We start from the raw sequence: 19,581 nt of genomic DNA, 5'->3' as shown, positions 1-19,581 counted from the left end.
CGTGACCAGGGCAGAGGAAAATTATATAAAGACCATATTTCACCTAGGCGGAGTCGAAAACAAATCAGTTTCTACCAATGCCATAGCAGAAGAAATGAATACTAAGCCTTCTTCAGTAACTGATATGGCTAAGAAATTAGCGGAAAAAGGCTTGGTAGATTATGTGAAATACCAAGGTGTTTCATTAAGTGCCAATGGAAAAAATACTGCATTGGGCATTATTAGAAAACACCGATTATGGGAGGTCTTTTTAGTCAAGAAATTAGATTTCACTTGGGATGAAGTACATGAAGTTGCGGAACAACTTGAGCATATCAAGAGTGAAAAATTGATTGATAAAATTGATGAGTTGCTTGACTTTCCAAAATATGATCCACACGGGGACCCCATACCGACAAAAGATGGTAGGTTTCCACAACGTGATAAGGTTTTGTTGAGTGAGCTGCCCAAATTCGGACGAGGAGTCTGCGTTGGAGTAAAGGATACCTCTCCCTCTTTTTTGAAGTTTTTGGATAAGAACCAGATTGCTTTAGGTCATCTTATTATGATTTTGGATAAAGAGGATTTTGACGAATCAATTCAGATTGAAATTGATGGCCGGCAATTACATATTTCAAACCAGATTGCAAGTAATCTTTACATTAAAAGACAGGAATAATGGAAGAAATCATAACTTATTTTGAAAGTATAGACCCCATATTGGCAGCACTGTATGCTACCCTTTTTACATGGGGGCTTACTGCAGCTGGTGCAGGTCTGGTTTTTCTATTTAAAAGTCCGAAAAGGGCTTTGATGGATGGAATGTTGGGTTTTACCGGCGGAGTAATGGTTGCAGCAAGTTTTTGGAGTTTATTGGCACCTGGTATTGAAATGAGTGAGGGCGAGGGCTTTGTAAAAGTCATTCCGGCCGCAGTCGGATTCTTGTTGGGAGCCTTGTTCATTTTTGGCCTTGACAAGGTAATGCCCCATCTACATATCAATTTTAAGATGGATGAGGCCGAAGGAGTAAAGACCCCATGGCATAGAACCACACTTTTAGTTCTTGCGATTACCCTACATAATATTCCTGAAGGGTTAGCCGTAGGGGTGCTATTTGGTGGTGTCGCATCCGGATTCGAAGGTGCCACCATTGGTGGGGCAGTAGCACTTGCGCTTGGTATTGGGCTTCAAAACTTTCCTGAAGGCTTTGCCGTTGCTGTTCCCATGAGGCGACATGGCTTAAGTAGAAGAAAGAGCTGGATGTATGGCCAAGCCTCTGCTATAGTTGAACCAATTGCAGGGGTATTGGGTGCATGGGCAGTTTTGACCTTTGAACCCATTTTACCCTATGCGCTTGCTTTTGCTGCCGGCGCAATGATTTTTGTTGTTGTAGAAGAGGTCATACCTGAGACCCAACAAGATAAATACACCGATATAGCCACCATGGGCTTTATCGGCGGATTTATCATTATGATGACCCTAGATGTTGGACTAGGGTAATGCAACTAGAGGGTAGTACTTCTAGTTATTGATGTAATTGTACAATTCCTGTATTTTCTCTGGCGAATTGAACTGGCCGCCGTAAAATGAAGTTACTGTTGCTGAGGTGTCATCTTTAATACCCCTTGACGAAACACATAAATGCTTGGCGTCAATGATAACAGCTACGTCCTCCGTTTCCAGTATGGACTGTAGTTCCAACGCAATTTGATTGGTCAATCGCTCTTGTACTTGAGGACGTTTTGCAAAATATTGGACAATACGGTTCAATTTTGATAACCCGATTACTTTTCCAGATGATATATATGCTACATGGGCCTTTCCGATAATGGGCACAAAATGATGTTCACAATTTGAATAAAAAGTGATGTCTTTTTCTACAAGCATTTGATTGTACTGATACTTGTTATCGAAAAGCGCAACTTTAGGTTTGTTCTTTGGATCCAACCCAGAGAAAATCTCCTCAATATACATTTTGGCAACCCGCTTCGGGGTACCCTTCAATGAATCATCGGTTAAATCAAGACCCATCACGTTCATGATTTGGGCAAATAATTCAGCAATTTGTTCCTTTTTTTCACTGTCCGATATATCGAAAGCATCAGGTTTCATTGGGGTTTCTACCCCTGTATACAAATGATCGTCACCAATCTCTTCGTGCGTATACCCATTTAATAATTCAGTGGTGTCAAGGTAATCTTCTAATACTAGTTCTTGTTTGTCTTTCATGTTTTTTAATTCCAGTGAGGTCAATTTGTTCGACCCCCAGTTCAATTAAATTATTTTAGATTCTAAAACTACTTATTTTGTTTAATAATAATTGTTAAAGTTTAAACAAAATAATTTAGAATTCCTTAGGTAGTATTAAGGACAAATACCGTTCCGAAAATTTTTGCTGCATTTTTGCCACCTTAAATGGTTGGTTTTAGTCGGGTTAATACTTTGGCTGCGTACGTCTAACGGGAGGAGGAACTATGGTATAACCGTTTTAAGAACCCTATTTAAACTTCTAACAGTTATGCCTAAGTAGTTCGAAATGTCTTTTTTGGAAATCAACTTGAGTAAATCCGGATATTGCAGCAAAAGGCTCTTCAGAATTTCTTCGATGGAGTGGGTTTGGTTATAAGAATGTCGCAAAGCCGTGTATCGAACTTTTCCGGCCATTAGTTCAAGAATTTGGGTGTTAAATGCTTCGTCTTTTTTAATTAAATCATGAAATACCCTTTTCGGAATTTTGAAATAAGTGGTGGGGGTCAAAGCCTCAATGGTACAGAAACTAATGTTATTGGTTATCAATTCGATTTCACCAAAAACTTCACCCTTTCCAAAAAATTCCTGAATGAAATCTTCACCCGTATCTTCAGTCAAATAACACTTTGCCAGTCCTTCTTTTATTAGAAAGACATAACGAACATTGGTTTTTTGTTCGATTATTTTTTCTCCAAATTCTGCTTGTTTTTCGGTTATCAATTCACCGTAAGATGAATTTTTAAGAGTTACGATATAATCTAAAAAAGTACTGTTAACCCGAATCATTTTCAATTGGGACAAATGTCCTTCCAAAATTTATAAAACCGTTTTTTCTTTGAATTGAAGTAATCGCCAACAAGATACCATAAGTTCAAATGAAAAAAACCCATCCTATCTACAATCTCCGATTTGGACTTCTTTGTTTGAGCTCATTATTGTTTTCCAGCAGTTACAATCTACTTATTCCCGAATTACCAGGATACCTGTCTGGCCTAGGTGGTTCAAATTATATCGGTTTGATTATTGCGTTGTTTACATTGACCGCTGGTCTTTCAAGGCCTTTTAGTGGAATTTTGACCGATAAGATCGGTCGCATTCCAGTGATGCTTTTTGGAGCAGTCGTATGTTTGGTTTGCGGTTTTCTTTATCCGGTTTTAGGTAGTGTTGCTGGTTTCCTTTTTTTACGGTTATTACATGGTTTTTCTACAGGTTTTACCCCAACGGCAATTGCAGCTTACGTTTCTGATATTGTACCAGCGAACCGATGGGGAGAAGCTTTTGGTGTACAGGGTGTTTTTTTTACCAGTGGTTTGGCCCTGGGTCCTGCTTTGGGGAGTACCATTAAACTGTACTATTCCTATGACATCTTGTTTTACAGTTCTTCGGTTATGGCCTTATTATCAATGGTATTTTTATTTAATCTAAAGGAAACTTTAATCGAAAAAACTCGCTTCGAATGGCGGATGCTTAAAATTTCAAAAACCGATATTATAGCAAAAGAAGTATTTATTCCTGCATTTATCACCTTTTTGGCCTATTTCGCTTTTGGAATGGTACTGACATTAATACCAGATTGGAGTGATTTTTTAGGTTTTCAGAATAAAGGAAGCTTTTTTGTTGCATTTACCATTGCCTCTTTGACCATTCGATTTTTGGCCGGTTCGGCATCTGATAAACTGGGTCGCAAAGTGGTGGTTCAGGTGGGGTTGATTATACTGATAGCAGCATTGTTGGTGATGGTATTTTTACAAACGAGGATTGGATTGTTATCTGCTGCGATTACCTATGGTCTTTCTATGGGAATATTATCTCCAGCACTAAATGCCTGGACTGTTGATTTAAGTCCAGAGAACGCGAGAGGAAAGGGAATTTCAACCATGTTCATTGCACTTGAAGCCGGTATAGGGCTAGGGGCACTTATGTCAGGATGGTATTATCAAAATACCTTTCAAAACATACCACACACCATGTTGGGGTGTGCTTTTTTAGCTATTGTGGGCCTACTATTTTTAAACTTTAGAAAAGCGAATTTGACTTAGGTTATGCTATTTTTGAAGCATGCGCAGTAAACTATTTTTTCTGATTTTGGCGATTTCCATGGGGAGTAATGCACAATCAATTGAAGAAATTCAAAAAGAAATCGACATTCAAGTCTGGAGGCCTTTTAAAAATGCCTTTGAAACCTTGAATGGTGAAGCCTTAAATGCCACCTATGCTGAACAAGTCTTAAGGGCAACACCAGATGGTTTAGATACGGAGAATGCTTTCAAACCTAAAAACTTGGAACGTTTTCAGAAGAACCGAAAAGAGGGTTTGTCCATAGCCTTGGATTTTTGGTTTGATAGCCGCAGGACAAATTCAAATACGTCTTATGAAGTAGGTTTTTATAGAATAGGGTTCACTGATAAATTGGGAAAGACAAATTTTGTTTACGGACATTTTCATATTGTTCTCAAAAAAGTTGAAGGCCAGTGGAAAATCACCCAAGACTGGGATACCACGACGATTAATGGAAAAGCCATTGGGGCAGATGACTTTGCGGCCCAAGAACCACTAGAGTTTTAGCTCTTCAAGCAAAAGGCCATAATCATATTGTAAATCTTCATGCAGAAGGCCAATTTTCTTCTCTATAAAGTCAAGCTGACGATTGTACAAATTGATCAAGGTTGTATTTCTTTGAATTGAGGGTTTGAAGTCTTTCAACCTCTCACAAAAATGGAGCAAAAGCACAACCTCAGTTTCTTTGTTGCCAGAATACCGAATATATTTTTTGAGGTTGCGTAGTATTTTTCGAACACTTTTTTTGATGTAGAAATAACTATTAGTGTTGATCTCTGTAAATAATTCATCAATTTCTGACTTGACCGTTTCGATATAGCCTTCTTCATGGTCCGCTTCAAAAAGCAAATAGGTCAAAAGTTCCTTGTTTTCTTTTTTGAATTTGGATAGTCGAAGACAAAGCGCCAAAAGCTCTTCGGGATTTCGGTGTTGTAGTTCTTTTTTGAGTTGGGTAACTGTGGCAGCCTTCATTTATCTATGTTTATCCCGTAATGAGTTTTTCGAGTAGGTCGCCAACAAAATAGGAAACTGCGGCAGCTATACCTCCCAAAATTAGAGTTTCGAGAATTCCTTTTAGTATGGAAGTTTGATTGATATAGGTTTTTAGTCCTCCAATAATAATAAATCCGAGGGCTGTGAGTATTGAAGAAATCACAAATAGATTTTTATTAATTGGAGAAATATAGTCAACAACATAGGTGATCAGTGGAATAAGACCAATAGTAATAAAAGAAATGTAAGTTGTAGCTCCAATCCAAAAGGGCGATCGGTCTTCTTCCATCATCTCCAATTCTTCCTTCATCATGGTATTTACCCATCTTTCCTTGTCGCTGGTAATGACATCAACGACTTTTTCCAATAATTCCCCTTCAAATCCTTTTGAAGCATAGATTTCCCTGATTTCTTCTTTTTCCATATCGGGTAGGTTTTCTACCTCCCAATACTCCTCTTGTTTATGCTTATTGTAATTGTCCCTTTCTGACTTTGTTGATAGGTATGCGCCGATAGACATGGCAAAGCCGTCAGCCAAGAGGTTTGCAAAGCCCAAGATGATAATGATTGCACTATCCAATCCGGCACCCACCGAACCCGCTACAACCGCAAAGGTGGTAACGCAACCATCGATTCCCCCATAAACAAATTCACCAATATACTTTTCGAATCGCTGAAATAGTCTTGATTTTTTATGCAATTGATTCTCGTTATGATTTATGGTTTCGGTCATTGAACAGTCTTCCTATCGAAGATACGAAGCTCTTTGAAAAACCCTTTTATCGAATCAATTCGCGCACAGCATCTCTTGCTGAGCGCGCTGCCGTATGAACCGAACTCCAATCATCAAATTGGGTGTAAGAACATCCCGCAAAGTACAATTTGTCGTCAACCGATTCTGCCATTCTTCTTGAAATGGATGTTGATGCGCTATCATTCAAGTAGGCACCTTTTGCAAAGGCCTGTTCGTTCCAATTTTGTGTTATAATGTCTACAAAGGTTTCTGAGGCTTTTCCATTAAATATTTCATCGAGTTCTGCCAAAACATAATCGCGAAGGGCATCCCCACTGAATTGTTGGTAGACTTCGGCCTGACTGCCAACGGAGAACAGTCCCAATACGTTATCAGAAGAGCTCTGACCATAGGCAGCATCGTAGTAAAGGCGTTGGCCTTCTCGGTTACCGCTATCGTCAAAATAGAGAAAAGTGGGATAGAATTGCTCTGAAAATTTCAAGAAGACTTTCATTCCGCTCCATATGTTGGCATCTGCAATGGCGTTCTGTTTGTTATTGGGCAGTTCAGGAATAAAATTTACTTCCCCTAACTGAAGCAATTTCAATGGAACGGTCATCACCAACTTATCTGCCTCAAATTGTTGACCATTATCATCTACTGCAACAACTTTGTCGCCACTGTAATCAATAGAGGCAATTTTGGTATTGAATTGCATTTTATTACGAATGCTCGGTACGATGTAATCTTCAAAGAAATCGAACCAAGAAGAGCCAATGAATTTCTGGTCTTCGTCGTCATTCACTGCTGACCCTATTTCAGTTATGGTCAGGTTACCATTGCTGAAATAACCAGATGTATCCGATTCAGAATAGGGGAGTAAAACTGTGTCGATGTTCACGGTTTCATCGTTAACAATGGCTGGCAATTCACTTTTAGATATATGTAGCCATTCGGCACCCAAAGGAATCGGAAAATCAGTAAAGTCATCATTGGTTCGAAAGCGACCCCCATATGAAGTATCTGCTTCAAGTATTTGATAGGATATTCCCTGTTGCTCCAATAAATAAGCCGTTGCCATACCAGCTGCACCTGCACCAATAATCAAAACGGTGCCGTTAAATTTACCAGAGACAATCGGTGCTTCAATTTCATCTGAACAAGAATTAATCGCACTTTGAAAGGGAAGACTTATGCCAAATAGGGAACAGGTTCTTACAAACTCAGATCGTGTCATCATGTGAATCGTTTCTAATTTCTAAGGTACGATGCCCCATTGACATCTATTATCGTACCCGAAGAATATTCAGCCCCCTCTGAGGCTAAAAATAAAATGGCGTGGGCTACTTCACTGGGTTGGGCCATACGTTTGAACGGAGACTCACGCAGCAGATTTTCACGTTCAGCAGGGGTCAAGGTCACCGCTGCCATCTCGGTTTCGGTAAAGCCTGGTGCGACCACCCCAAGATAAATATTATGGGGTGCCAACTTTTTGGCCAATGATTGTGTCATGGCATTAAGTGCAGCCTTACTTGCCCCATAGGCTGGTTTGGTGGGTTCACCGCGAAAAGACCCTCTTGAAGAAACGTTTACAATGCGTCCACCACCCGATTTTATCATGGCTTGTGCTGCGCAATAGGTCATATTTGCAGCAGCAAAAAGATTGGTTTTAAAGGTATTTTCCCAAGCTGAGGTCCATTGGTCAAAATCGACCTTGTCGATTTCATGAAAGATTGAGATTCCGGCATTGTTTACTAAAACGTCCAATTGTCCATAAGTTTTTACAAACTCATCAATAATTGATTGACAGTTGGCCTTTTCTGAAATATCACCTTGAAACAATTCATGTCCTGAACCGGGCAACTCGGAAAGCGTTTTTTTCGCTTCTTCTACATTACTGCGAAAATTGATGCCTACTTGGGCCCCCTTTTCAGCAAAAGCTAGTGCAGTGGCTTTACCTATTCCTCTTGATGCTCCAGTGATTAGTACTTTTTTATTTTCGAAGTTCATTCAATTTGGTCTATTAAGGTAGTTTACTGAGTCTATTCCAATTGTTTATCAATCAATTCAAGTGCTTCGGTAATGTTCAGATTAATATCTTTCAAAAATTCGTTTTGAAGGTTAATCAAATAAACAATTCCGTAAAGATCGGAGAGAAAGGTTTGGTTTAAATGCAGTTTGTTTTCATCCTTTGAAGGAAAATCAGTGGTTATACCAAGATTTTTGGCGACAAACTCTTTGGTAAAGAATTTTGGGAAAACTTCATCAACGACCTTTCTATTCATAAATTTCAATCGTTCTTGTACTGAAGAGTCGTAGTCAAAGGCGTAATATTCCATTAAGAGCGTTCGTAAATCCCTATTTTGAATGAGGTTCAACCGCTCTGAAGTAATTAGGTTGTTCCATGCGGTTTTATTTGGGAGAAATACTTGGTATTCGGTAAACGGCCTTGTGTATTTCTCAATGATTGTAAACCGTTGATCTGGCGACAAGGTATCTGCAAACAAGCCCATAAAACCTTGAACTATTTTCACCTTACCCTTATTGAATTCAAGTATCTCAGTTATTTGGGTTGAATCGGAGACTAGGCTATTTCTGATTTCAGTGAGAAAAAGTTCTTCCTTTTTAATGGATTTTCGCTCCTCGTTCCAATTGTTCACTTGAAGCGCAATTAAGATTCCAATAACAACTAGGATAATTTCTCCGACTGCATAAAGCAGGTACTTTGAAAACTTATTTTCAGCGAGTAGTTTTTGGCGAATGCGGCGGAAAAATTTAATCATAGCTCAATTCTTTTTCAATAAGCTCAATTAAGGTAACGGTTTTTATTTCTAAGATTTGTAAGGCTTTGAGCAGTTCATCTAATTGCCAATTTCTATTCACATAATCATTGCTTAATTGTCGGTCTTTCAAAAGGCCGGTGTAATCTGATTTAAAAGAATTGCTGCCATTTAACATGTTGGCTAACGAAATGTATCTTTCATTTCGAGGTCGAATACGCTCAATAACTATTTCACGTACTACGGCTTCAAAATCCTTGTAAAGTGTAATGGATAGAGGATATTCTATTAAGTTTTGTTTCAACTCGGTATTTTTTATTAGGTCCAGTTTTTCGCTATTGATGACATTGTTGAGTGAGGCATCAACAAAATCAATCACCTTATATTCTGGACCCCAATACATAAGACTATCTAAAAAGGATGTCTTTCTAACGTTTACAGTGTCTTCCCTCATTATATTTATCCATGTTAGACCCAGGTCTTTGTGATATTTGTGTCGTTTTGCACCCTCTTGGATTAAGGACTTGTTTATCCTAAAATCACCCAGTAAGGCCTCAAGAACTACTTTTTGTTCTTGTTTCAGTTGTTGCTGTTCTTTCCAATTGTTGATCTGAAGGGCAATCAATATTCCAATTACCACAAGGAGAATTTCTCCGATGGCGTATTTGAGGTACTTTCCCATTTGGTTTTGGTTGACTAGTGAACGGCGAATATGACGAAAGAATTTAATCATGCGTTAGCTCTAAGAGTCTAATGATTTCTTTTGCTTCATTGGTAAGATTGCCCAAATCTATAACTGATATCCTAAGGTGTACTTCTTTGGTTGCCAAAAGGTTTTCCAAAAGGGGGTCTTTCAATAGACCTTCATAATTCTCTTTAAGTGTGATTTGCCCTCCTTTGGGGAGTGCATAATTTCGAAAGTCAAAATGTTCATACAATCGTCTATTTGAAATGTATTTCTCTAACAAGGGACCGTATTTGGTCAGGTTGTCATTTTGAAAAATACGTTGCTCTTCCAACATTTCTTCAACGAGCTGAGGCCATTCAATAAGCTTTCTTTTAAGTGTTTCATTTTTGATGTCATTGATCAAGCCGGTATTGAACACTCCTTCCAATAATTTAAAGTCTTCATTGAAGCTGAAATTGTTAAGCTGATAGGCTAATAGCGCACCAACTTCATCTTCGTCGAATTCCTTATGGGAACTGGAAATAATCGCATTGATCCTCGAAATATTTGTTATAGCTTGCCTTTTACTGGCATGAAATTCTTCGAGTTCACTAAGCCTGTTTTCAAAATCAATCTTCAGATTGGCAAATAGTTTTTGTTGACTTTCGGCCTCTTTTTTCCCCTCATTCCAGTTATTGATCTGCAGCGCAATCAGAATACCAATGACCACCAACACAATTTCTCCGACGGCATAAAGCAAGTACTTTGAAAACTTGTTTTCAGAGAGTAATTTTTGACGGATTTTACGGAAGAGTTTAATCATAGCCCTAGATCTTGTTCTATTAATTCCAATAGTTCAACAATCCTGTTGCGCAAACTTAACGACTGGCTATTCGCCAGGTTGGCAAAAGTGGCACATTGGGCGATATGATTTTCGAATTGGATTTCATCCAATAGTACCGATAGGTTGATTTCCCTTTTGGTATCACCTAAATAAAAATCAGCTTTTATGTTTTTGTCTAAATGAAAAGCTTCGATGATATTGTCTTTCCAATATTGATTCACCAGATTCCTATACATTCCTTTTTTCAACAAAAGTGGCATATAGTTGTTATTGCGATAATGCAACCATACTTGTTCTTCTTCGGTTACTTGAATAATCTCACTGGTCCATAAAGAGAGTTTTTCCTTTAGTTCAGCACTTTGAATCAATCCAATACGTCCTGAACTGTTGATGTCGTTTACAATGGGGTCGAAGGTTGGGGAGAGTACGGTGTAGCCCAAATGTTTTAAAATGCTATCGTTGTTTCTTTTTTCGGGATGATCTACATATTCAAGTAATTTGAAAGAGGCATTGATCATGGAATTTCTTAAGGATATTTTCTGTTCCAATTGTTCAAGGTTACTCTTGAATTCTGAATGTAATTGAAGTAATAATTCCTGCTCTTTCTGTTGTGCTATACGATTTTCATTCCAGTTATTAATCTGCAGCGCAATCAGAATACCAATGACCACCAAGATGATTTCACCAATAGCATAGAGCAAGTACTTTGAAAACTTGTTTTCAGAGAGCAGTTTTTGACGAATGTGGCGGAAGAACTTAATCATCGATATAATTTTCAATATTCTTCTTCAGAATCTGAATCTCATCTTGCATGTATTCCAGTCTTTCTAAATAGGCTTGATTGACTTCTAAAAAGGTGAGTAATGATTGTCTATATCCTTTATCTTTTTTTAGTGCTTCAAAATCATTTGGATGAAGAGGCTTAATTGCTGAATCCACATTTTCTGATGTAAACTTCTCCCTAAAATAATCTATCATATAATTATGAAAATCTAGTTTCACTTCATTAAAGGTTTCTTTTGTTTCAGATATCGATGAGGTGTAAAACTTACCGATTTTTGCCCTAATCTCGGCATCATTGATCAGGTCAGTGCCAATTGAGACCAAAGATTGGTAACCACTAGTTTTGTAATCTACTTCGTCATAGGCATATGATGCCCTAAAATATATCCCCAATGAATCATGGTATTGCTGATTGGAATCAATAATAGCTATTATCATTTTTTGGGATTGAATTGTCTTTTTTAAGTTGTTTTCTCTTCTATGGATAACATAATCACAGTTTTCGAGCGTGTACTGTAAATCTGAAAGTATTTCAGTCAAAACCTGACGTTCTTTTTCTTTGGATTTTTTAGCCTCATTCCAATTATTAATCTGCAGCGCAATCAGAATCCCAATGACCACCAACACAATTTCACCAACCGCATAGAGTAGGTACTTCGAAAACTTGTTTTCAGAGAGCAGTTTTTGACGGATTTTACGGAAGAATTTTAGCATTCGATTATCTTTCTAGCTCTATATCGATTAATTCAATAAGCGTCTTGATTTCTTTTTCAAAAACGGAATAGTATTCTTCATCAAGGCTAGTGGCGACCAAGGATGCAAAAACCATAATGTTTTCAAATTCTTCGCTTTTCACCAAATGTAGGTTACCATTTCCACTGGAATGTAAGGGAATACCATATTCTTTATCATAACCAACATCAGTTATCACCTGTTTTATAGAACCTTCCTTTTCGATAAAGGCATTGCTTTTTGAGATGTAATTGTTGACCCGTGTTTCTTGTGCTCTTACACGTTCTAAATTTCCACTGATTGAGGCCAAAATATTTCGAATACTATCATTAGTAATATCCTTAAGGTTTCCCGTCGATATAATTTCGTTTAAAGTGCCGTCTTTAAAGTAAATGTCCATATCTCGACTCAAAATGGGTACTAATATTTCAGACAGTTCTTTATTGGTCAACTCTACTTGTGGAGCGCCATACAACGCTAACATCTTGGTTACATTTTTTAGAAAGTCATCCAATACTTCTTGCTCTACCCTTATTGCTTCGAGATTTGTCCCCATCTCTTGTTTGATAAGTGAAAGGTAATTCCGTTCTTTCGCTATGGTTTGTTTTTGTTGGTTCCAGGTATTGATTTGCAATGCAATCAAAATACCAATCACCACCAGTATGATTTCACCAATGGCATAAAGGAGATACTTCGAAAACTTGTTTTCAGTAAGCAGTTTTTGGCGGATGCGGCGAAAGAATTTAATCATATTGTCATTGGGATTTACTGCGGGTCAATATCGTTTCGATTTTTGTCAATGCCATTTGGTATTTATGCAGTTCATCTAAACTAGTGACATGTATGTTATCGATATGGTTTTCAAATCGATAGTCGGTTAATAGGGAGATGTTACCTTTTGATAACCGTGAAATCCCAACATTGAATCCAGGATTCTTATCGTCGACATTACGGATTGACCCATGTTCGGTAAGATAGTCGATAAAGTAATGGAAGGACCTTGAAAATATGGCTTCGACTTCCAATAGGTTAGTGTAATAACGCTCCCATTCCAGCAGAGCTGTTTTTAATTCAGCATTTTTCAATTGGGCAAAGCCGCCTGATTTTTTGAGTTCTTCAATAACAAAAAAACTAGGGTTCCAAGTGGGTGTGGTCAGCGATTCACTGATTAGACTGTCCAATTCCAACACCCCTATTTGAGACTCAGGTTCTTGCAGCAAGACTAGAAGTTTGCCAGAGGCGTCAACGACTCGTTGTAATCTTTTGATGTCAACTTTAAGCTCATCGTAATTGTTCTGAAATTCAGTATTCAGGTCGGCTATGAGCCGTTGCTCATCATTATTGGCCTTTCGCTTCTCGTTCCAGGTATTAATTTGAAGGGCAATAAGAATACCAATGACAACGAGAATGATTTCGCCGATGGCATAAAGTAAGTACTTCGAAAACTTGTTTTCAGAAAGGAGTTTTTGACGAATCTTGCGAAAGAACTTTATCATTTAATCTGGCTGTTTATCAGTTCTAAGGGCTCATTGGCCATTTCCAAATGATATTCAAAATATGGCTTAAGCCTTTTTTTTCTTGAATAATCAGATTTTAGCATGTTTCGAACCTTAGGGGAGTGCAAAAGCTTGAGAAGTTCTTTTTTTCGATTGGTTGAATCGTTTAATAGCAAATTTTCTTCAGTTGCCAGATTTAACTCATAGCTGTTTTGGCCATAACGCCACCATTCATCTTCAATATCAACTTGATTGTTATGCCATTGTTTTGCCTTTTCGAATTCTGGCCAGTGATAGCCATAGAAATTCTGTAATTTGATAAATATTGAATCGTATTGACCATAAGCTCCGATTTGGGCGTTCTCAAAACGCCTAAGAATGGTTGGGTTATAACCTACATTAATATATTTCGATTCAATTTGTGCTTCGAGTGAATCTAGTGGTAAAGTATCAAGGGAATTATTGGTTAAAAGCTTCTTTTTGATCTCCATTTGATGTTCTAGTTCGGCGATGGCGACCTTAAGGTCTTGAATGTTGTATTGCAGCTCTTGCTTAAACTCAATTACGAACTGATCGAAGGAGACTTCTGTTTTCTTGTTCTCATTCCAGTTATTAATCTGCAGTGCAATCAGAATTCCGATGACCACCAATACAATTTCGCCAATAGCGTATAAGAGGTACTTACTGAATTTGTTTTCAGAAAGTAGTTTTTGACGAATGCGACGAAAGAACTTAATCATTGCTTAGAAGGTGTGGTTAATGCTATGATGTTTTGAATATGTTTTTCTAGGTTTTTTACATCTTCTCCAACGATACAATACTCATAGCGATTGATTTTTTCACCCATCTTACTTTGTAGACCTCTAAAATTAGCATTTTCCCACTCTGGCTCTACAAAATTCGGGTTTGGAAAATTTTCGGTGGACCAATCCATGATCTCATAACCGTATTCCCACGCAATTTGCTCTTCTTCTTTGTAATCACGGACCACATCCTCCCAAGTTACAATTAACTTTCGCAGTTGATCATTTTGAATAAGATTGAGGTTACCGCTGCTTATGATTGATTTTATAGTGCCTTGGTATGGGTCAAAGGAAGGACAATATAGAAAGTCAAGAAAATTGCTTTGAAACGGTTCTTCTTGAACGTTTTTTGCATTAAGCGGAAAAACGGAAACAATTTCCTTTCCTGAATTTACAAGCCTAGAAATATTTTCTTGAACGGTTTTGAATTGCTCCAGATTATCTTGCATTTCTAAGTGAAGCTGTTGAATAAGTAGAGCCTCACGTTCCCTATCTTCTCGGTTTGCATTCCATGTATTTACCTGTAACGCCAGAAGTATGCCTACCATGACCAATATAATTTCACCAATTGCATAAACCAAATACTTTGAGAAACGGTTCTCAGAAAGCAGTTTTTGGCGAATGCGACGGAAAAATTTGATCATTGGCTGTTTTTTAATACTCCTTCAATTGTTTCAAGGGTCTTTTCAATCTTTTCTTGGGTTTCTTCTAAATTAACCAATCGATTATCAACCGATTGTCTCAATTGAATGAGGTTATTCAAAAAGGCTTTATTATTTGAAAGCTGATTAAAGTCAATGGGCACGAACAAATCATTGGATACCTTATCAAAATCATTGAATTTGAATTGCATTTTTCTGGGGGCAGGCTCGAATTCATTAAAAATAAAATTACGTTTTAAATAGTCGATTTCCTGATGCAATTGTTCCTGTCGTTCATTGATTTCTTCAAAGTCTATTTCGTATAAATTGAGAACTGGTTCCAATATTTGATCATTGGAGAAATAGTTCGCCATTCCATTTCGAATCATTTGGTATGCAGTACTCGAATTGGTAAAAAAGGTTTTGCGTTGCGCAAAGTTCATATAAAATGGAACCATGTCGGTATAGCTATTCTTTTTTAAACCGCTAATCAGGCTATCAATACCCTGTTGGTTGATTATCAACCTCGATTGAATATCCTTTACTTCGGCTAGGTTGTTTTTTAAATCAGAGTTTAATCGATGAACTAGTTTCAACTCTTGTTTTTGTTCAATTGTTTCTGTGTTCCAGTTGTTTATCTTAAGAGCGATTAAAATTCCAATAACAACCAATACAATCTCCCCCGTGGCGTAGAACAGGTACTTAGAGAATGACTTCTCAGATATTAATTTTTGCCGTATTCGTCGGAAGAATTTTATCATTTCAGATTTTCAATTTCCATGTCGATCTTACCAATAATCCTGTTGACTTCATCAAGGGATTCTTCTATCGTAATTAAAAAATCGTGAAGAATTTTGAGTTTATTTCGAATGGCATTGGTGAGTTCAAGTTTGTTCTTAGAATTTTTTAGTTCGTTTTTCAGAAATCCACTGATTTCTTCGTCTTCAAAAACGATGGCCTTGTTTTCTGTGTAATCCGAAATATCTACTTGAGCATATTTGTTAAGCACAGGAAATATTTCTCCAAAAAACAATTGGTCTTGATTCACCTTGAACATTTCCTCGACTTCTGAAGAGTAAATGTAAAAGTCAATGATCTCTAAAATCAAACTATCATTTTCAATTAAAGAGACCTGACCTGATGAAACCATTTCACGATAGGTATTATCAATATTTCGATACGAATGTGAGGTCATCAATTGGTTCAATTTTTGGGAGAGACTGTCAATACTTTCATACTGCTTAGAAACTTTAACGTCGAGTAATAAGTTCTCCGAGACCGAAACGGAATTCAAGTACTCCTTTTTTAATTGGAGCAATCCACTCTTTTGATTGAACATATCGTTGGCAATGTTATCCAAGTACCAAATTTCCTTTTGAACATTGAGTCTGTCGTTGTTCCAATTATTGATCTGTAAAGCAATGAGGATACCAAAAACCACCAATGCTATTTCCCCTATGGCATAGGTTAGGTATTTCGAGGATTTTCCTTCGTTTAGCAGTTTTTGCCGAATGTGCCGGAAAAATTTAATCATTGCTTCTTTCGCTTACATGGGGAACGAAATCAGTTTTTGACCCGCACAGGATATGCTGGAGTCGACATTTCCTTGGCAGGGTTTTCAGCAAGTTCCTTCAACACGATTTCAATGGCCTTTTCCAATTGCGGGTCCTGACCTTTGACAACCAGTTCTGGTAATTGCTCCACATCAACGTCAGGGGCCACCCCTTCATTCTCGACCCGAAAGCCATTCTCAGAATAGAAGGCCACATTAGGTGCAGTGACCACTCCACCATCAATGAATTCTGGATAGCCCAATACACCGACCAAACCGCCCCAGGTGCGTTTTCCTACCAAGGTTCCCATTTTGAATTTTCGGAACATCCACGGTAAGTAATCGCCTCCAGAACCAGCAGTTTCATCAATTAACATGACCTTGGGTCCTTGAATGGAAGCGCTAGGTGCCTTTAAATCTTTTCCATATCTAAAATTCCAATACGATTGCACCGGGCGTTTAAGTATGTCTATGTAGTAATCGGCCAATTGCCCACCTCCATTATAGCGCTCATCAATAATGATCGCCTTTTTATTGGCTTGTGGATAGAAATAGCGCTTAAAATATTCGAATCCAGCACCTGCTGTATTTGGAACATAGACATAGGCTACTTGACCATTGGTGGCTTCATGAACCTTTTTCATATTGCCCTCGACCCAATCACGGTTGCGAATGGCCCATTCCGTTCGAAGTGGTGTAACTTGATAGGTTCTCGCGTTACTGCCATCGGCATTAGCACTGACCTTTAAATCAACCAGGGTATTCGCAGTATTCTCGAAAAAGCTGTAAAGATTAGCCGATCCAGAAACATTCTTTCGATTAACACTGATAATGTAATCCCCTTCTTTGACCATAACCCCTGGTTCAGTCAGTGGAGATCTTAAATCAGGTGTCCAGTTTAACCCACCGTAGATTTTAGTGATTTGGTAGCGGTTGTTTTTGACGGCATAATCCGCACCCAATAGACCACCTGTAATTCGCTCCGGACTGTTTAGTTCATCCCCGTCACTTCCGAAGCGGTGGTGTCCAACAGCAAGCTCACTGAACATCCATTGCATAACACGGTATAAGTCATCCTTGCAAGAAGCATGTGCAACCAAAGGTTCGTACTTCGCTTTCATGGCATTCCAATCTGCCCCATGCATGCCTGGATCATAGAAATAATCGCGGTTTACGCGCCAAGCTTCATTAAAGATATTTTTCCATTCATCCTTAGGATTTATTTTGATGGAAATCTTACCTAGACCCAATGGGCCGTCTTCTGATTTTTTGCCCAAATCTGAAACGAACCACGAACCGCCACTGTAATAAAACATTTTCTCTCCACCGCTGGCAACTTCATAATAATCCAACGGCAGTAGTGATTCGGCCTCCCGCTCTTCAAAGGTGAATTTATTGAGTTGGGTATCACCATCTAACACATTGGTTGTAGTGTAAAATAGTTCTCCTTCCTTTACAGCATTCAGATTATCATACGCCCCAGGTTCAAGGGGTAAGGCCAGCATTCTATTTTGTAAGCCATTCCAATCTATTTTTAAAACCTCTGGTTTGTCTTCTTCATCTTTCTCAGCAGCTTTTTCCTCATCATTTTCTTTTTTCAATGGGGATACCACGTCTTTCTGAAGCGTTACCACATAAATTGAATTGGTCGCGATTTTGTCTTGATTCGATTGGTCAAACCAGTTGACCACAGGACCAGCATCTGTTGAAGCTAATAAATACAGATATTTTCCACTGGAATCAAAAGTTGGTTCGGTGACATCTGATAGGCCATCGGTCAATTCATAGGACTTATTTTCACCTAGCGAATACAAAAATGCCTTTTCGAAATTCGTGTCGATTATTTTGGTGTAGGCAATCCAATTTGAGTCGTAAGACCAGTCGCTGAATAGCTCTCTAAGATCCCCAGGCACGAACATGGTATCCTGGTCAATTTTAGTTGTTTTTGAGCTAATAACATTTGTAACATATAGATTGCGACCATTGTCAACATAGCTAACTTTCTTACTGTCATGTGCCCAGTGGATGTTGCCATAAAATCCTGTACCGATTGGTTTAATTTCTTTGACACTGCCATTATCAATCCTTTTCACATGCAAGGCATATTCCCCAGTGGCATCAGACCAGTAGGCAATCGATTTACCATCTGGTGACCAAGCTGGAAACTTCTCATGAGTGCCCGTGGTTTGTGTTAGATTATTTGCATCCCCTTTTTTAGCAGGGAGGGTGACGATATCTCCTCTAAAATCCAAAACTACCCGAGCTCCAGAGGGAGAGATTCCACCTGAACGCACGTAGTTCTGGCCAGACACAAAGCGTTCACGATGTTCCAATAAATCTGTTGCGATGTTAAGGGTCAATTTGGTATCATTCCCAGACGTGGTATCGTAGATATGTAGGGTTCCTGCGTGTTCATAAATGATACTGCTTTTGTGCATTTTAGGGTTGATTACCGGAAAGTCCGAATAATCAGTGAGTTTAGCGATAGCCTTGCTATCAATATCATAGCTGAACAAATTAAATTCGCCATCACGATCACTTCTAAAGTATACCTTGTTGCCAAACCATTGTGGTTGCACATCATTACTTCCGCCCTGTGGTTTTGGAATTTCAACCACTTTATGATCCTCAGTATTGTATACCCAAATTCTTGAAATGCGTCCACCGCGATAGTGTTTCCATTGGGTAAAGGCATCGAATAAGGTATTGTACGCTATATGCTTTGCGTCATCGGAATAACTGGCCCAAAAACCGTTCGGTATATCCAATTGGGATATTGTTCCGCCTTCTACAGGCACGGTAAACAATTGAAAATGCCGATTGGTATGTGCGTTTCTTCTTGACGAGAAAAGAACGTGCTTGCCGTCTGGGGTAAAATCACGAACCAAGTCTAAATACGGATGCCAGGTCAACCGTTTGGGAACACCACCGGTCGCCGGAACGATATAGGCATCGGAATTACCATCATATTCCGCATTAAATGCGATCATGGTACCATCTGGCGAAAAAACCGGATTGGATTCCACACCTTCGTCAATGGTCAAACGTTTGGGATTGGAACCATCCCTATTGGCTATCCAGAGGTCTTCTGCATAAATAAAGGCGATATGGGTATCACTCAAAGCCGGCTGGTGCATCAATTTTGTCTCGGTTTGGGCAAAACTTACTGCGATAAATGCAGCGAAAAAAAGTAAGGATAGGGGTTTTCTTTTAAGATGGATGAATTTCATAGTGATTCGTGTTGTGATTTGATTTTAGTATCAGGAAGAT

General features: G+C 38.5%; 22 protein-coding genes. 4 read left to right on the top strand and 18 right to left on the bottom strand.

What is annotated here, in order from left to right; genetic code table 11:
• The first annotated feature begins 1 nt into the window (after position 1).
• Entirely contained in the window at positions 2 to 658 is a 657-nt protein-coding gene (locus HCU67_RS03335) for an iron dependent repressor, metal binding and dimerization domain protein (protein WP_168551165.1), read from the top strand.
• Entirely contained in the window at positions 658 to 1,479 is an 822-nt protein-coding gene (locus HCU67_RS03330) for a ZIP family metal transporter (RefSeq protein WP_168551164.1), read from the top strand. The genes HCU67_RS03335 and HCU67_RS03330 overlap by 1 nt, the downstream gene beginning before the upstream one ends.
• A gap of 21 nt (positions 1,480 to 1,500) precedes the next feature.
• Here the strand turns inward: HCU67_RS03330 and folE are convergent, their stop codons facing one another.
• Positions 1,501 to 2,208 carry a GTP cyclohydrolase I FolE gene (gene folE / locus HCU67_RS03325; protein WP_168551163.1) on the bottom strand — a complete coding sequence of 236 codons (708 nt, stop codon included), beginning with the start codon at positions 2,206 to 2,208 and terminating at the stop codon, positions 1,501 to 1,503.
• Between the two features lie 243 nt (positions 2,209 to 2,451).
• On the bottom strand, positions 2,452 to 3,015 hold the full coding sequence (locus HCU67_RS03320; RefSeq protein ID WP_210423611.1) for a Crp/Fnr family transcriptional regulator: 564 nt from the start codon (positions 3,013 to 3,015) through the stop codon (positions 2,452 to 2,454).
• A gap of 89 nt (positions 3,016 to 3,104) precedes the next feature.
• Here HCU67_RS03320 and HCU67_RS03315 point away from each other — a divergent pair, with 89 nt between their 5' ends.
• Together HCU67_RS03315 and HCU67_RS03310 are read left to right on the top strand one after the other, a co-directional pair.
• Entirely contained in the window at positions 3,105 to 4,268 is a 1,164-nt protein-coding gene (locus HCU67_RS03315; RefSeq protein WP_168551161.1) for an MFS transporter, read from the top strand.
• Positions 4,269 to 4,287: 19 nt separating this feature from the next.
• Complete coding sequence (locus tag HCU67_RS03310; protein ID WP_168551160.1) at positions 4,288 to 4,794, top strand: Cif family virulence factor; 507 nt, start codon at positions 4,288 to 4,290, stop codon at positions 4,792 to 4,794.
• On the opposite strand, the gene HCU67_RS03305 is transcribed toward HCU67_RS03310, so the two are convergent.
• From HCU67_RS03305 to HCU67_RS03230, 16 genes are read right to left on the bottom strand one after another with little or no spacing between them, the layout of a single operon-like run.
• Positions 4,783 to 5,259, bottom strand: coding sequence for a hypothetical protein (locus HCU67_RS03305; RefSeq protein ID WP_168551159.1), 477 nt, complete (start codon positions 5,257 to 5,259; stop codon positions 4,783 to 4,785). The two genes, HCU67_RS03310 and HCU67_RS03305, sit on opposite strands and share 12 nt — an antisense overlap.
• Positions 5,260 to 5,269: 10 nt before the next feature.
• Positions 5,270 to 6,013, bottom strand: coding sequence for a VIT1/CCC1 transporter family protein (locus HCU67_RS03300; protein ID WP_210423610.1), 744 nt, complete (start codon positions 6,011 to 6,013; stop codon positions 5,270 to 5,272).
• Between the two features lie 46 nt (positions 6,014 to 6,059).
• Entirely contained in the window at positions 6,060 to 7,253 is a 1,194-nt protein-coding gene (locus HCU67_RS03295) for a flavin monoamine oxidase family protein (protein WP_168551158.1), read from the bottom strand.
• 11 nt (positions 7,254 to 7,264) lie between these two features.
• Positions 7,265 to 8,023, bottom strand: a complete 759-nt coding sequence (locus HCU67_RS03290) for an SDR family NAD(P)-dependent oxidoreductase (protein WP_168551157.1) — start codon at positions 8,021 to 8,023, stop codon at positions 7,265 to 7,267.
• A gap of 32 nt (positions 8,024 to 8,055) precedes the next feature.
• Positions 8,056 to 8,796 (bottom strand): DUF6090 family protein, encoded by a 741-nt coding sequence (locus HCU67_RS03285; RefSeq protein ID WP_168551156.1) that lies wholly within the window; start codon positions 8,794 to 8,796, stop codon positions 8,056 to 8,058.
• Complete coding sequence (locus HCU67_RS03280) at positions 8,789 to 9,475, bottom strand: DUF6090 family protein (RefSeq protein ID WP_168551155.1); 687 nt, start codon at positions 9,473 to 9,475, stop codon at positions 8,789 to 8,791. Before HCU67_RS03280 ends, HCU67_RS03285 begins: the two co-directional genes overlap by 8 nt.
• A gap of 43 nt (positions 9,476 to 9,518) precedes the next feature.
• Positions 9,519 to 10,283 (bottom strand): DUF6090 family protein, encoded by a 765-nt coding sequence (locus HCU67_RS03275; protein WP_168550563.1) that lies wholly within the window; start codon positions 10,281 to 10,283, stop codon positions 9,519 to 9,521.
• Positions 10,280 to 11,068 carry a DUF6090 family protein gene (locus HCU67_RS03270; RefSeq protein ID WP_168550562.1) on the bottom strand — a complete coding sequence of 263 codons (789 nt, stop codon included), beginning with the start codon at positions 11,066 to 11,068 and terminating at the stop codon, positions 10,280 to 10,282. Before HCU67_RS03270 ends, HCU67_RS03275 begins: the two co-directional genes overlap by 4 nt.
• Positions 11,061 to 11,801 (bottom strand): DUF6090 family protein, encoded by a 741-nt coding sequence (locus HCU67_RS03265; RefSeq protein WP_168551154.1) that lies wholly within the window; start codon positions 11,799 to 11,801, stop codon positions 11,061 to 11,063. Before HCU67_RS03265 ends, HCU67_RS03270 begins: the two co-directional genes overlap by 8 nt.
• A gap of 4 nt (positions 11,802 to 11,805) precedes the next feature.
• Complete coding sequence (locus HCU67_RS03260) at positions 11,806 to 12,570, bottom strand: hypothetical protein (protein ID WP_168550561.1); 765 nt, start codon at positions 12,568 to 12,570, stop codon at positions 11,806 to 11,808.
• A 4-nt stretch (positions 12,571 to 12,574) separates the two neighbouring features.
• Positions 12,575 to 13,315, bottom strand: a complete 741-nt coding sequence (locus HCU67_RS03255) for a DUF6090 family protein (protein WP_168550560.1) — start codon at positions 13,313 to 13,315, stop codon at positions 12,575 to 12,577.
• Positions 13,312 to 14,055: a DUF6090 family protein gene (locus HCU67_RS03250; RefSeq protein ID WP_168550559.1), complete on the bottom strand. Its 744-nt coding sequence runs from the start codon at positions 14,053 to 14,055 to the stop codon at positions 13,312 to 13,314. Before HCU67_RS03250 ends, HCU67_RS03255 begins: the two co-directional genes overlap by 4 nt.
• Positions 14,052 to 14,762, bottom strand: a complete 711-nt coding sequence (locus HCU67_RS03245) for a hypothetical protein (protein ID WP_168551153.1) — start codon at positions 14,760 to 14,762, stop codon at positions 14,052 to 14,054. Before HCU67_RS03245 ends, HCU67_RS03250 begins: the two co-directional genes overlap by 4 nt.
• A complete protein-coding gene (locus HCU67_RS03240; protein ID WP_168550558.1) occupies positions 14,759 to 15,520 on the bottom strand; it encodes a DUF6090 family protein in 762 nt (253 codons plus the stop codon). Before HCU67_RS03240 ends, HCU67_RS03245 begins: the two co-directional genes overlap by 4 nt.
• On the bottom strand, positions 15,517 to 16,293 hold the full coding sequence (locus HCU67_RS03235) for a DUF6090 family protein (protein ID WP_168550557.1): 777 nt from the start codon (positions 16,291 to 16,293) through the stop codon (positions 15,517 to 15,519). The genes HCU67_RS03240 and HCU67_RS03235 overlap by 4 nt, the downstream gene beginning before the upstream one ends.
• Positions 16,294 to 16,322: 29 nt before the next feature.
• Complete coding sequence (locus tag HCU67_RS03230; protein ID WP_168551152.1) at positions 16,323 to 19,541, bottom strand: S41 family peptidase; 3,219 nt, start codon at positions 19,539 to 19,541, stop codon at positions 16,323 to 16,325.
• Between the last annotated feature and the right edge of the window lie 40 nt (positions 19,542 to 19,581).

The sequence above is a fragment of the Croceivirga thetidis genome, assembly GCF_012272815.1.
GTDB lineage: Bacteria > Bacteroidota > Bacteroidia > Flavobacteriales > Flavobacteriaceae > Croceivirga > Croceivirga thetidis.
Note: the sequence above shows the minus strand (reverse complement) of the source record. Positions and strands in the feature narration are given on the sequence as shown.

Bases quoted from the DNA above. Each gene is read 5' to 3' on its own strand.
- HCU67_RS03240 (WP_168550558.1), bottom strand. From the start codon at position 15,520: ATGATAAAATTCTTCCGACGAATACGGCAAAAATTAATATCTGAGAAG.
- HCU67_RS03320 (WP_210423611.1), bottom strand. From the start codon at position 3,015: ATGATTCGGGTTAACAGTACTTTTTTAGATTATATCGTAACTCTTAAA.
- HCU67_RS03290 (WP_168551157.1), bottom strand. From the start codon at position 8,023: ATGAACTTCGAAAATAAAAAAGTACTAATCACTGGAGCATCAAGAGGA.
- HCU67_RS03305 (WP_168551159.1), bottom strand. From the start codon at position 5,259: ATGAAGGCTGCCACAGTTACCCAACTCAAAAAAGAACTACAACACCGA.
- HCU67_RS03260 (WP_168550561.1), bottom strand. From the start codon at position 12,570: ATGATTAAATTCTTTCGCCGCATCCGCCAAAAACTGCTTACTGAAAAC.
- folE (WP_168551163.1), bottom strand. From the start codon at position 2,208: ATGAAAGACAAACAAGAACTAGTATTAGAAGATTACCTTGACACCACT.
- HCU67_RS03280 (WP_168551155.1), bottom strand. From the start codon at position 9,475: ATGGGAAAGTACCTCAAATACGCCATCGGAGAAATTCTCCTTGTGGTA.
- HCU67_RS03235 (WP_168550557.1), bottom strand. From the start codon at position 16,293: ATGATTAAATTTTTCCGGCACATTCGGCAAAAACTGCTAAACGAAGGA.
- HCU67_RS03315 (WP_168551161.1), top strand. From the start codon at position 3,105: ATGAAAAAAACCCATCCTATCTACAATCTCCGATTTGGACTTCTTTGT.
- HCU67_RS03250 (WP_168550559.1), bottom strand. From the start codon at position 14,055: ATGATTAAGTTCTTTCGTCGCATTCGTCAAAAACTACTTTCTGAAAAC.
- HCU67_RS03270 (WP_168550562.1), bottom strand. From the start codon at position 11,068: ATGATTAAGTTCTTCCGCCACATTCGTCAAAAACTGCTCTCTGAAAAC.
- HCU67_RS03265 (WP_168551154.1), bottom strand. From the start codon at position 11,801: ATGCTAAAATTCTTCCGTAAAATCCGTCAAAAACTGCTCTCTGAAAAC.
- HCU67_RS03245 (WP_168551153.1), bottom strand. From the start codon at position 14,762: ATGATCAAATTTTTCCGTCGCATTCGCCAAAAACTGCTTTCTGAGAAC.
- HCU67_RS03310 (WP_168551160.1), top strand. From the start codon at position 4,288: ATGCGCAGTAAACTATTTTTTCTGATTTTGGCGATTTCCATGGGGAGT.
- HCU67_RS03230 (WP_168551152.1), bottom strand. From the start codon at position 19,541: ATGAAATTCATCCATCTTAAAAGAAAACCCCTATCCTTACTTTTTTTC.
- HCU67_RS03300 (WP_210423610.1), bottom strand. From the start codon at position 6,013: ATGACCGAAACCATAAATCATAACGAGAATCAATTGCATAAAAAATCA.
- HCU67_RS03295 (WP_168551158.1), bottom strand. From the start codon at position 7,253: ATGATGACACGATCTGAGTTTGTAAGAACCTGTTCCCTATTTGGCATA.
- HCU67_RS03285 (WP_168551156.1), bottom strand. From the start codon at position 8,796: ATGATTAAATTTTTCCGCCGCATTCGCCAAAAACTACTCGCTGAAAAT.
- HCU67_RS03275 (WP_168550563.1), bottom strand. From the start codon at position 10,283: ATGATTAAACTCTTCCGTAAAATCCGTCAAAAATTACTCTCTGAAAAC.
- HCU67_RS03255 (WP_168550560.1), bottom strand. From the start codon at position 13,315: ATGATAAAGTTCTTTCGCAAGATTCGTCAAAAACTCCTTTCTGAAAAC.
- HCU67_RS03330 (WP_168551164.1), top strand. From the start codon at position 658: ATGGAAGAAATCATAACTTATTTTGAAAGTATAGACCCCATATTGGCA.